Consider the following 12,315-nt stretch of genomic DNA (forward strand, 5'->3'; position numbering starts at 1 on the left):
AAGAAAAAGATAAAGTATCGGAATTAAAACAGAACCCTGCTCAACAGCCTTCGTCGGTTGGCAAACTCTTGACAAGGAAAGGGTTTACCTCATTGAAATTCTCCTGATTCCATTCCGCAAGAAACCTCAGCTTTCGGAACGTCGGGCAAGTTATCTATTGACGCTCCTTTAACAATGTTGTATGATGATATAAAAATATTGAAAATTTTACAAGAAAAAATATGAAAATATACAATGCACGTGGGTGTGTGAGGAAGGATGTTTCCATGGCAATTCAATGGCAGACCGAAACTCTTTATGACGAATCGGCTTATCGCGCTTTGGCCGATGCCAGCTGGCAGCTGTTCAGGAAACCAAAGATGCATACGCAGGTGTATCCTGTGCTAGGGGCGGTTTCGGCCCTCACATTTGTTTTGGGGCTGATGAACGACAGGAAGTATTGGCTGCCCGCCCTGCTGCTTGTTGCGTTTTTTATCTCCGCCATTCCTCTGGGCAAGCTTAGCGCCAAAGCGAAAATGTATCACACGGCGGTGAAGGCGGCGGACTCTTTGTCGGAGCGGGTGGCTTTTGCGTTTAAGGGTGATGGCATCCGCGCTACGGTGGGGGAGCACTCGTTCTACACACCTTATGAAAAGGCCTTTTGCTTTGCCGCGTTGAATCAGTGGCGCTTTTTGTTTTTTGACGAGACGGCGGCCTATATCATCAACACCCTGGATTTGCAGGACCGGGAGGACATCCAGCGGTTTGATGCGATGGTGCAGGAGAAGTGCAATCTTCGCATGGTGTTGCTGAAATCGGCGCGGTAAAGGCGTTTTCCGCGGTTCAGCTCGTGAATAGGAGGTGCGTTATGACAGAACGAAGTCCTGTTTACCTTGGCCAATATGACGGCCAAGGCCAATCCGATCAGTCGGCCTGGATGGACCATCAGCTGACGCTGGTTTTGGATAGCATTTTCGATGGCGTGTACATTACCGACGGGGAAGCCAATACGCTGATGGTGAACCAAGCTTATCTGGCTATTTCCGGATTGCAGAAGGAGCAGGTCATCGGCAAAAATATGCGGGAGCTGTTGGATTCCAAGGTTATCGATCGCTCCGGCACGCTGCTGGCGCTGGAGGCAGGAAAAAGCGTCACTCTGGAGCAGACCTTCCGGACCGGAAAGCAGGTACTGATCACCAGTAACCCCTGCTTTAAGGATGGGGGCGGCGTGTTCTTGATGATCACTGTAGTGCGGGACATGACCGAGCTGTATGATCTGCAAGCCAAAAACCGGGAGAGTGAGGAACTCTACCGCCGGGAAGTCAGCCTGCACAAGGCGCTACTGTCCCGGAAATTCATTGTGGTGGACCCCAAGACTCTAGACGTACTTACCCGCTCTGAGCGGGTGGCTGCGCTGAACACCACGGTGTTGCTGCTGGGGGAGACCGGCGTTGGCAAGGAGCATTTCGCCCGGTTCATCGTGGAAAATTCCCCCCGGGCCGCAGCGCCCTTTATCTGCGTCAACTGTGGGGCCATTTCTCCCACTCTCATCGAAAGCGAGCTATTCGGCTATGAGCGGGGTGCCTTTACCGGCGCCGAAAAAAACGGAAAGCCCGGTATCTTTGAAGCCGCCCATAACGGAACCGTCTTTTTGGACGAGGTGGGAGACCTGCCTTTGGAGATGCAGGGACATTTGCTGCGGGTCTTGCAGGAGATGCAGGTCAAGCGCATCGGCAGCGTCAAGTCTATCTCGGTGGATGTGCGGGTGATCGCCGCCACCAACAAAGATTTGTGGGCCATGGTGCAGAACAAGACGTTCCGTGAGGATTTGTACTACCGTCTGAACGTGGTGCCCATCCTCATCCCGCCATTGCAGGAGCGCCGGGGCGACATTCTCCCCATGGCTCAAAGCTTTTTGATGGACATGAACGAGAAATACAACCTAGACAAGAAATTCACCGTCGCGGCCATGGAGCGGCTGCAAGAGTACCCGTGGCCGGGAAATGTCCGGGAGTTGAAAAACGCAGTGGAACAGGCGGTGATTTTCAGCGCGCAGCAATATATTTTCCCCGCAGACTTGCCCGATGGCATGACCGGCGCTCAGGCCCCTGAGGTGGGCACCTCCGGCATGACCATCGACTTGAAGCGGGCCGTGGTGAAATTTGAATATGGCTTCCTCAAGCGGGCCTATGAACTCCATGGTAACGTCCGGGACGCCGCGGCCAGCTTGAACATGGATGCCTCTACCTTCGTCCGCAAGCGAAAGCGGTGGGAGGATTTGCTGCAGGAGTAATTCCGCCGCATTCTTGAACAATCTTGCTGAATATTTGCCGATTTGACCCATGCGGAAGATTTGCAGGCTTGTTGCAAGAATGAAACTTGTTGCGTTTTTGCACACTCTTGCTGAGTTTGCGCAATCCACTGGGCCGCCTGCCTTTTCTCTTGATTTTTTCGCGATTCTCAGCCCACCGTTGCATTTTCGCAACGGTGGGCATTTTTCATCCGGCTAAAAGCTTGGGGGCGGCGGGGAAAGGAATGAAAAACGATACTTTTTGGTAATTTTTGACGATTTTCCCGTTTTGGCATGGGGTTTGCTACTTAACTGATGTAAGGAACAGTTGGCCAACTGCCTCACAAGTAAGCAACGATCCAAGCACACCCGAAAGGTAAGAAAAAGGAAAGAGGGAATGTAATGGATAAAGAACATTTTGTGAACCGTTACCGCAAATATGGTGAAGAGCAGCCCTATTGGAAAGCAGGTATCTTCAAAGTTCGATTGCCCTTTATTCACTATGCATGGTCCATTCCCGAAATGGTGCAGGCGCTGTTCATGTGCGCCACGTGCCTGGGCGCCATCCCCGTTCTGACGGAGGTTTTGGGCGTCAGCTATGACATCGCACTGTCTATGGTTATCATCAACGGCTTTTTCTACACCCTGCACACGCTGCTGGGCGACCCCGTGGTGCCCGGCTGGGTCACGCCTGCCGTTCCCATCATCACCGCCTTTTTGACCACCTATGAGATGGGCTCCGGCCGGACTCAAGCTTTAATCGCCCTACAGATGATCCTTGGCATTATCTTCTTGGTGCTGGGCGTCACAGGTCTGGGCTCTAAGATGGTGAAGATCGTGCCCCAGTCGGTGAAGGCCGGCGTTTTGATGGGCGGCGGCCTGGCGGCCGTTATCGGCGAGATTAAGGAGGGGGGGCGCTTCGGCAAGTTCCCAATCGCCGTTGGTGTTGGCATTCTGGTGGCGTATTTTTGCCTGTTTAGCCCTATTTGGGTTAAAATGCGTAAATCCAATAAATTCATTGACGCCGTCGGCAAGTTCGGCATGCTGCCTGCCATTCTCATCGCGGTGGTCGTCGGACCCCTCGTGGGTGAGCTTGCCATCCCCAGCGTCCAGTGGTGGCCGCTGTTCAAGGTTCCTGAGATCGGAAACGTTTGGAACCAGCTCTCTCCGTTTGCCATCGGCTGGCCAGGCGCCGCCACTTGGCTGGCAGCCCTGCCTGTGGCAATCGTGACCTACATCATCGCTTTCGGCGACTTCGTTACCTCCGAGGCTCTGATCACCGAGGCCGACGCAATTCGCCAGGACGAAAAAATCGACTTCAACGCCAACCGTTCCAATGTCATCAGCGGCATTCGCAACGTGGCCATGGCTATGGTATCCCCGTATACCCAGATGTGCGGGCCCCTGTGGGCCGCCGTCACCGCCGCCGTGTCTCAGCGCTACAAGGAAGGCCCCGAGGCCATGGAGTCCGTCTACAGCGGCTTCGGAACTTTTCGGATCAGCACGTTTGTCGCCGTGGCGCTGATGCCCATTTCCTCGTTGTTGCAGCCAGTGCTGCCCGTGGCCCTGTCCCTGACGCTGATCGTCCAGGGCTACATCTGCACTCAGTTGGCCATGAACATGTGCGACAGCGACATCAAGCGCGGCATCTGCGGCGTGATGGGCGCGGTTCTGGCCATCAAGGGCGCTGCCTGGGGCTTGGTCGTGGGCCTGATTTTGTTCTTCCTGCTGAAGGAGGACAAGGTGAGAGTTCCCGTCGAGAAATAATCAGCATCGAAAATCGCAGCCAACCATCCGAAAAGTATAACATTTCGTCTGGCGCAAAACCGGTCACTCCCGTGACTGGCTGGCGCACGACAGGGAATATGAAAGGGTTTTTTTATTATGGCACTTATGACTGGAGAGCAGTATATTGAAAGCATTCGCAACCTGAAAATGGAAGTATATATGTTCGGCAAGCAGATTGACTGTCCGGCGGACGATCCCATCCTGCGTCCGTCCCTCAACTCCGTGCGCATGACCTATGATTTGGCGCAGCTGCCTGAATATCAGGAGCTGATGACGGTGGTTTCCCCCGACACGGGCAAGCGCATCAACCGCTTTACCAACATCCACCGGGGCACCGACGACCTGCGCAACAAGGTGAAGATGCAGCGTTTGCTGGGCCAGAGGACCGCGGCCTGTTTCCAGCGCTGCGTGGGTATGGATGCGTTCAATGCCGTCTATTCCACCTCCTATGAGATCGACAAGAAGTACGGCACCCAGTATTTCGAGAACTTTAAGAAGTTCATGCTGGAGTGTCAGGAGAAGGACCTGACCGTGGACGGCGCCATGACCGACCCCAAGGGCGACCGCTCTAAGGCTCCTCACCAGCAGAGCGATCCCGACATGTTCTTGCGCGTGGTGGAGCGCCGTCCCGACGGCGTGGTGGTCCGTGGCGCCAAGGCCCACCAGACGGGCGCGCTGAACAGCCACGAAATCATCGTCATGCCCACTATTTCCATGGGACCCGAGGATAAGGACTATGCCATTTCCTTCGCCGTGCCCATGGACACCAAGGGCGTCTTTATGATTATCGGCCGCCAGAGCTGCGATACCCGCAAGCTGGAAAACACCGAGATGGACGTGGGCAATGCGGAGTTCGGCGGCGTGGAGGCCCTGACCGTGTTTGACGACGTGTTCGTGCCCAATGACCGCATCTTCCTCAACGGCGAAACCGAGTTTGCCGGAATGTTGGTGGAGCGGTTCGCCGGATTCCACCGCCAGAGCTACGGCGGCTGCAAGGTGGGCGTGGGCGACGTGCTTATCGGCGCGGCGGCCGTGGCGGCCGACTACAATGGCGCGGCCAAGGCATCTCACGTGAAGGATAAGCTCATTGAGATGACCCACCTGAACGAGACGCTGTACTGCTGCGGTATCGCCTGCTCCGCCGAGGGCACACAGACTGAGAGCGGCTCCTACATCATTGACATGCTGCTGGCCAACGTCTGCAAGCAGAACGTGACCCGCTTCCCCTATGAGATTGTCCGCTTGGCGGAGGACATTGCCGGCGGACTGATGGTCACCGCCCCCTCCGAGGCTGATTTCCGGAATCCCAAGCTGGGCCCCATCATCGACAAGTATCTGCGGGGCGTGGAGAACGTGTCCACCGAGAACCGCCTGCGCATCCTGCGCCTGATCGAGAACTTGGCCCTGGGCACTGCCGCCGTCGGCTATCGCACCGAAAGCATGCACGGTGCCGGCTCTCCTCAGGCCCAGCGAATCATGATCGCCCGGCAGGGCAACCTGGCTCATAAGAAGGAGCTGGCCAAGGCCATCGCCCACATCAAGGAGTAATCACCGTGAAACCGCCCCCGCCCCGGCGCCGCAAAGCGGCACCGGGGCGGGGGACAAAGCCTGAATTCTGGAGGAAACCGCTATGTATGATGAATTGGAAGCCGTTCTGGACGAGCGGGTGCGCCCGCTGCTGGGAAACCACGGGGGGGATATAAAGGTGCTGGAAGTGAAGGACGGCGTCGTCCACTTTCGGTTTCTGGGTGCCTGCGCGGGCTGCCCCGCCGCTGACCTGACCAACGAAGAGCTGGTGCAAAACGAGCTGGTGGACTGGGTTCCGGGGATTACAGGAGCCGTGATGGTTAACGGAGTGAGCGACGACGTGTTGAACGAGGCTAGGCGCCTGCTTCATCTCAGGCATGGCGGGTGAGCGGATCGGTCTGCGGTACTGCGGTGGTTGCAATCCTCGCTTTGATCGGGTGGCCCTTGTCGAGCAGGTGCAGATATGCTTTCCGGAGGACATCTTCGAATTAGCCGACGCCTCCTCCGGGCAAAGCGCTGTTCTGGTAATCCATGGCTGCCCCTCCAACTGCGTCAATGTGACGGATCTGGAGGGACTTCCACTGGTGACGGCGGGGTATCAGGACACGCCGGAAGATGTGTCCCGCCGCCTGTGGGCTGCCCTGAGAAGACCTGAGAAGAAGAGGGACGATGCCCCCCGCCGCCGGGGCCGGCCAAGGGCGATCCCGGCCGGCCCTGATACAACAAAGTGAGAAAGGAACCCGTTTATGGATTGGAACGCTTATTATCAGAGCCATCTGGCCACCGGAGAGGAAGCGGTGGCCCGCATCAAATCCGGCGACCGCGTCGTCATCGGTCACGCCTGCGCCGAACCAAGCTTTATAGTCGAAAAAATGGTGGAAAACGCCAAGGCTTATGAGAATGTGGAGATCGTCCATATGGTGGCCATGGGCAAGGGGGCCTATTGTGAGCCTGACATGGCACCCCATTTCAGGCACAACAGCATTTTCGTGGGTGCCTGCACCAGGGAAGCCGTTGCCGACGGTCGGGGAAACTACACCCCTTGCTTTTTCTCCGAGGTGCCCCAGATGTTCCACACCACCTTGCCAGTGGACGTGGCGCTGGTGCAGGTCACCCCGCCGGATGCGGAGGGCAACGTCTCTCTGGGCGTGTCCGTGGACTATACCCGCGAGGCGATCGAAAGCGCCAAGCTGGTCATCGCCCAGGTGAACCATCACATGCCCTATACCTATGGCGAGGGTGTTCTCCCGGTCACTGATTTCGACGTGTTCGTGGAGCACGACGCGCCCCTGATCCAGCTGAGCCCCCCAAAAATCGGTGATGTGGAGCGGGCCATCGGCGAGCACTGCGCCGCTTTGATCAAGGATGGAGACACCCTTCAGCTGGGCATTGGCGCTATTCCCGACGCGGTGCTGCTGTTTTTAAAGGACAAAAAGGATTTGGGAATCCACTCCGAAATGTTCTCTGACGGGGTTTTAGAGCTGGCCAACGCCGGGGTTATCACCAATCGGAAAAAGACCCTTCATCCCGGAAAATTCGTGGTCACCTTCCTGATGGGCACCCAGCGGCTATATGATTTCGTAAACAAAAATGAGGACGTGGTGCTCTATCCAGTGGACTATGTGAACAACCCCTATGTGATCGCCCAGAATGACAATCTGGTATCCATCAATTCCTGCGTCCAGGTGGACTTCATGGGCCAGGTTTGTTCCGAAACCATCGGCCCGAAGCAGATTTCCGGCACCGGAGGTCAGGTGGACTTCGTGCGGGGCGCATCAGCCAGCAAGGGCGGCCGCTCCATCATGGCTATGCCTTCCACCGTGAAGGGCAAAATCTCCAAAATTGTCCCGCTGCTGGACGAGGGCGCCGCCGTCACCACCAGCCGCAACGATGTGGACTATGTGGTTACGGAATACGGTGTGGTTCACCTGAAGGGCGAGACTCTGCACCAGCGGGCCAAAAACCTGATTGCCATTGCTCACCCCGATTTTCGCCCCGAGCTGATCGCCGCCTTTGAAGAGCGATTCAAGTGCAAATATTGATTTGACCTCCGGAGGAGTGTAAAAAAGGCCCCGCCGCCAGGAAAGCTTCCTGGCGGCGGGGATTTTTAGGCCAAATTTGGTTTGCGGCTGCCAGACACTGCATATAGCTGTATTTGGGGCGTTTACTTGTCCAATGGCTTCATGGTCGGGAAGAGAATCACATCCCGGATGGTGTCAGACCCGGTCAGGAGCATGGTCACCCGGTCGATGCCGATGCCCATGCCGCCGGTGGGGGGCATGCCATATTCCATGGCGGTGAGGAAATCCTCGTCCAACATCTCCGCCTCGTCGTCGCCCCTCTCCCGCAGCTCCGCCTGCTTTTCAAAGCGCGTGCGCTGGTCAATGGGGTCGTTCAGCTCGGAATAGGCGTTGCCCATTTCGCTGCGGCAGATGAAAAACTCAAACCGCTCAGTAAGCCGAGGGTCCTGCGGGCTGCGCTTGGTGAGGGGAGAAACCTCCACCGGGTACATGGTGATGAAGGTGGGCTGGATGAGATGCTCCTCCACCTTCTGGTCAAAGCACTGATACAATGCGTTGCCCCATGTCTTTTCCGCGCTGTCCGCCAGCTCCACGCCGATGGATTTTGCGGCGGCCACCGCCTCCGCGTCGTCGGTGATGGCCTCGAAGTCCACACCGGCATACTGCTTCACGGCGTCCACCATGGTCAGGCGGGGCCAGCCGGGGGTCAGGTCAACTTTCTCGCCCATCCACTCCGTTTCATAGGTACCCAAAAGCTCCTTGGCGGCGGAGGAGACCAGCCCCTCGGCCACGTCCATCATCCCGTGGAAATCCGTGAACGCCTGATACAGCTCCACGGTGGTAAACTCCGGATTGTGCTTGGGGTCCATGCCCTCGTTGCGGAAGATGCGGCCGATTTCGTACACCCGGTCCATTCCTCCCACAATCAGCCGCTTTAAGGGCAGCTCCGTGGCGATGCGCATGTACATGTCCAAATCCAGCGTGTTGTGGTGTGTGATGAAGGGGCGGGCGGAAGCGCCGCCGGAAATAGTGTTCAAGACGGGCGTTTCCACCTCGATATAGCCCAGATCATCCAGATACCGGCGCAGGTGCTGAATGAATTTGGAGCGCAGAAGGAAAGCGCGCTTCACCTCGGGGTTTACGATCAGGTCCACATACCGCTGACGGTAGCGCAACTCCTTATCCGTCAGCCCGTGGAACTTTTCCGGCAGGGGCAGAAGCGCCTTGCTGAGAAGCACAATATCCTTCACCCGGACGCTCATCTCGCCCCGCTGAGTACGGAACACCTCGCCGTCCACGCCCACGATATCGCCGATGTCGTACTTTTTAAACGTCCGGTAAACTTCCTCGTCCATCTCGTCCTGCCGGGCGTAGAGCTGGATGCGGCCGTCCCGGTCCTGCAAATCGCAGAAGCTGACCTTGCCCATGCCCCGTTTGCTCATGAGACGGCCTGCGACTTTTATGGATTGGCCCTCCATGGCGTCGAAATTGGCTTTAATCTGCTCGCTGGTGGCGTTCCAGTCGAACCGGGTCTGCCGGAAGGGGTCTTCGCCCGCAGCCTGAAGAGCTGCCAGCTTCTCCCGGCGGATTCTGGTCTGTTCGCCCAGATCCTGCTCGGGCTGGGGGGGTGTCTTCTGTTCAGCCATAGTTATCTCCTTACCGCTCGATTTTCTTCACCGTGTAAGAAATGCTCCCGCTGGGCGCGTCCACGGTGACGGTCTGCCCCTCCTTTGTGCCCATGAGGGCTTTGCCGAAGGGGGACTCTTCCGAAATGATCCCATGCATGGGGTCCGACTCCTGAGAGCCTACGATTTTATAGGCCACCGGCAGGATGTTTCCGTGCTCGTCCGCCACGGTTACCTTGCAGCCGATGGTCACGGCGTCGTTGTCCGTCGCGTTTTCGTCCACCACCACGGCATGCTGCAAAACCTCTTCCAGCTCCGCGATGCGGGAGTATAGCTTGCCCTGCTCGTTTTTCGCCTCGTCGTACTCGCTGTTCTCGCTGAGATCGCCAAAGCCCCGGGCAATTTTAATTTGCTCCGCAACCTCGTCGCTGCGGGTGGTTTTCAAAAAATTCAACTCGGTTTGCAGCTCGTCCAAGCGGGCTTGGCTCATTCTGTATTCGTTGCTCATCGCTCATAAGTCCTTTCTGCTTCCTCTATATTTTCCTTATGGGTGTCCATAAAAACTCCAGCTTAGTCATGACACAACATTATAGATTTTTCCAACCACAATGTCAAGCGCTTCCGCCGGAAACTCCAGTTTGAAAAACGGCTGCGGGGCGGTTATTTTCCGCCCCGCAGCTCCCGAATCGCCGCCGCCAGCAGTCCCGCAGCCGGAGGAGCAAGCCAGAGGTTGCCCCGGCTCTCCCGCATCAGCCACACAAGCCCGCCAAGTAAAAGCGCCGCACATAAAACGCCCGTGATCCGTGCTGTCAGTTCTCCCGCCGCCGGACCGAAGAGCCAGGCTACGAAAAGCTCCAGCGCCTGCCCGCCGTCCAGCGGGCGGATGGGCAGAAGATTAAAGGCGCCCAGCGCCAGATGCGCGCCTGCGGCCGCGTAAAACTCCGGGTGCTGGGCGGCGAGAGGAATCAGCACGGCGGCGCACAAAAGATTTACGAAAGGACCCGCCAGCAAGGCGGACAGCTCCTTGCCATAGCTGAGTCCACTGCGATCCGCCTCCATCATTGCGCCCAGCAATCCGATGCGCACACGGCCCACCCGCGCGCCCCAAAAGCGCAAAACAAAGAAATGTCCCAATTCATGCATTGTCGCCGCGAATAAAATTAGCAAGAGGGGCTTAGGTCCGCTCTCCAGGGCAAACCACGCCGTAAGCAGCAGAAAGCCGCCGGAGATGCGCACCGGGCTGCTAGGGCAGCGAAACATAGTAGATGGGGTCCAGATAGGTGGTTCCGGAGTGAAGCTCAAAGTGCAGATGAGGGCCCGTGGCTTCACCAGTCTGACCCACCGCCGCAATTTTATCCCCCTCCTTTACCTGCGCACCGGAGGAGGTGTAGATACGGCTGCAATGGGCGTACAACGTGGAAAAGCCGCCGTCGTGGGAAACGATCGCGTATTTGCCGTAGCTGCTGCTTTCGCCCACCGCCGTCACTGTTCCGTCGGCAAAGGCGGAGACGGGCGTGCCCTCGTCCGCGGCGATGTCCAGCCCGTAGTGAAACTTTTCGTCTCCCTCAATGGGGTGCTCCCGATAGCCGAAATCCGACGACAGTGTTCCCATTACAGGGGTACAGTAATCAAAGCCCAGCACCTTTTGCTCCAAGCTTACGTTGTCGGGCAGCGTTTGATTGGAATATAATACATAGGAGAGACGCTGGGTGCCGGCTATGGTCTGCTGCGGATTGGCGTCCGCCTTTGCGGATGTCTCCCCGGGAGAAGTGGAGGCTGCGGAGGGATTCTCCGCGACGGGGCTGGACTTCGGTGTATTTTCCATGGGCGGGGAGGTTAACCAGCCATCGCTGGCAGAAAGGCGGCTGTGAATCAAGGAAGCCCCCGCTGCGGAAACTGCGGGGCTGTCTGCCGGGTCGTCTTCCGCCGCGCCGTCCGTTGGGGTTCCGACTGCCCCGGCGGGGATTGCATCATCTGTCTCCGGGCGGAAAACGGACTGATACAGGTCCTCCCATCCCTCGGCCGCATTACCGGCGAATACCCGGCCCACAGCGGAAAATACCTCCGTCACATTTACGCTGCGCTCCAGTGCACCGCCCACATGGCGGCTAAGCCACTGGCTGCGTGCAGGCAGCAGCAGCTTCACTGCCACTAACAGCACAAATACCGTACCGCAGACCAAAAACTGGACCAGGCGTCGCTTTTCCACTGCGGATAACGGCTGTGAAGTCTTCCGCCGCTTTGTGCGATACCCTGTCCGATTGCCGTAGATTTGATTGATTTTCTGTCCGGACTGTCGCGACGTCATCCGTCCCGCCTCCCCTCGCATTTTTCTTACTCTATGCATATTTGGGGAAGAGTATGAACGATTTCCCTTGACAAAGAGATGGATTTTTCCTATAATACAATCTGTTGCAGCAGACTGCCGTAGCCATGCGTCGTGGGGCTGGGGGTGCGCTGATTAAATATCCGGGTGTAGCGCAGTTGGTAGCGCGCATGGTTCGGGACCATGAGGCCGTGGGTTCGACTCCCGCCACTCGGACCATGCGGAGTGGAATTATGGGATCTGAGGATTTCATAATTCCACTTCGTTTTTTATCCGGCGATTTTCTCATTGGTGTAGCTTAACGCTACACCTTTTCGCGTTTCTATGAGAATAGGTAGTGTCAAGAGTTATGCGCAAATTGGTTTGCAGTCTCATAAGGAATGAGGTCAACCAGCCAACTCGGCGTCGTCCATAGTCGCCTCCAGATGCTTCATATTCATGTATTTCTTGTTTCCCCACTGGGTGCCTGCAACATGACGCAGTCGGGCACAAACCAGCATAAGGGCAGAGTTTCCGTCAGGAAAAGCGCCCACCACACGGGTGCGGCGGCGAATCTCACGGTTAAGGCGTTCAATGGCGTTATTGGTGCGAATACGCGTCCAATGCTCAAAGGGAAACGCCATGTAGGCAAGCGTCTCTTCCACACTGTCCTCAACCTTTTTGGTGGCCTCCTTCAGTTTCAAGTCCTTCAGCGCGGCGACTACGTCTCTAGCCTTGGCCAGTGCTGCATCCTTGCTCTCCTGAGCATGGATAGCTTTG

At 57.0% G+C, this 12,315-nt stretch carries 12 protein-coding genes and 1 tRNA gene; 8 read left to right on the forward strand and 5 right to left on the reverse strand.

Going from position 1 to position 12,315, the window contains the following annotated elements; genetic code table 11:
- The first annotated feature begins 266 nt into the window (after positions 1 to 266).
- The 7 genes from RTU96_RS13270 (at position 267) to RTU96_RS13300 (ending at position 7,626) form a co-directional block, all read left to right on the forward strand.
- Positions 267 to 806 carry a hypothetical protein gene (locus tag RTU96_RS13270; RefSeq protein ID WP_312637107.1) on the forward strand — a complete coding sequence of 180 codons (540 nt, stop codon included), beginning with the start codon at positions 267 to 269 and terminating at the stop codon, positions 804 to 806.
- A gap of 41 nt (positions 807 to 847) precedes the next feature.
- Entirely contained in the window at positions 848 to 2,272 is a 1,425-nt protein-coding gene (locus RTU96_RS13275; protein ID WP_312637108.1) for a sigma 54-interacting transcriptional regulator, read from the forward strand.
- A 399-nt stretch (positions 2,273 to 2,671) separates the two neighbouring features.
- Entirely contained in the window at positions 2,672 to 4,036 is a 1,365-nt protein-coding gene (locus RTU96_RS13280) for a hypothetical protein (protein WP_312637110.1), read from the forward strand.
- Positions 4,037 to 4,153: 117 nt separating this feature from the next.
- Positions 4,154 to 5,605 (forward strand): 4-hydroxyphenylacetate 3-hydroxylase family protein, encoded by a 1,452-nt coding sequence (locus RTU96_RS13285; RefSeq protein WP_312637112.1) that lies wholly within the window; start codon positions 4,154 to 4,156, stop codon positions 5,603 to 5,605.
- An 82-nt stretch (positions 5,606 to 5,687) separates the two neighbouring features.
- On the forward strand, positions 5,688 to 5,972 hold the full coding sequence (locus RTU96_RS13290; RefSeq protein WP_312637114.1) for a NifU family protein: 285 nt from the start codon (positions 5,688 to 5,690) through the stop codon (positions 5,970 to 5,972).
- Positions 5,962 to 6,315: a hypothetical protein gene (locus RTU96_RS13295; protein ID WP_312637115.1), complete on the forward strand. Its 354-nt coding sequence runs from the start codon at positions 5,962 to 5,964 to the stop codon at positions 6,313 to 6,315. The genes RTU96_RS13290 and RTU96_RS13295 overlap by 11 nt, the downstream gene beginning before the upstream one ends.
- A 15-nt stretch (positions 6,316 to 6,330) precedes the next feature.
- Entirely contained in the window at positions 6,331 to 7,626 is a 1,296-nt protein-coding gene (locus RTU96_RS13300; protein ID WP_312637116.1) for an acetyl-CoA hydrolase/transferase C-terminal domain-containing protein, read from the forward strand.
- Positions 7,627 to 7,748: 122 nt separating this feature from the next.
- Here RTU96_RS13300 and lysS read toward each other — a convergent pair whose 3' ends face one another.
- From lysS to RTU96_RS13320, 4 genes are all read right to left on the reverse strand, one after another.
- Positions 7,749 to 9,251: a lysine--tRNA ligase gene (gene lysS, locus RTU96_RS13305; RefSeq protein ID WP_312637117.1), complete on the reverse strand. Its 1,503-nt coding sequence runs from the start codon at positions 9,249 to 9,251 to the stop codon at positions 7,749 to 7,751.
- Positions 9,252 to 9,261: 10 nt separating this feature from the next.
- Positions 9,262 to 9,738, reverse strand: a complete 477-nt coding sequence (greA, locus tag RTU96_RS13310; RefSeq protein ID WP_312637118.1) for a transcription elongation factor GreA — start codon at positions 9,736 to 9,738, stop codon at positions 9,262 to 9,264.
- Between the two features lie 152 nt (positions 9,739 to 9,890).
- Positions 9,891 to 10,490 (reverse strand): site-2 protease family protein, encoded by a 600-nt coding sequence (locus RTU96_RS13315; protein ID WP_312637119.1) that lies wholly within the window; start codon positions 10,488 to 10,490, stop codon positions 9,891 to 9,893.
- Entirely contained in the window at positions 10,474 to 11,439 is a 966-nt protein-coding gene (locus RTU96_RS13320) for a M23 family metallopeptidase (protein ID WP_312637120.1), read from the reverse strand. Before RTU96_RS13320 ends, RTU96_RS13315 begins: the two co-directional genes overlap by 17 nt.
- Before the next feature lie 260 nt (positions 11,440 to 11,699).
- Here RTU96_RS13320 and RTU96_RS13325 point away from each other — a divergent pair.
- A tRNA-Pro gene (locus RTU96_RS13325) sits at positions 11,700 to 11,775 on the forward strand.
- 167 nt (positions 11,776 to 11,942) lie between these two features.
- On the opposite strand, the gene RTU96_RS13330 is transcribed toward RTU96_RS13325, so the two are convergent.
- Positions 11,943 to 12,315: transposase (locus tag RTU96_RS13330; protein WP_312637121.1), on the reverse strand; the 373-nt coding region annotated here is incomplete at its 5' end.

Source organism: Oscillibacter sp. (assembly GCF_032018205.1).
Lineage (GTDB): Bacteria > Bacillota > Clostridia > Oscillospirales > Oscillospiraceae > Oscillibacter.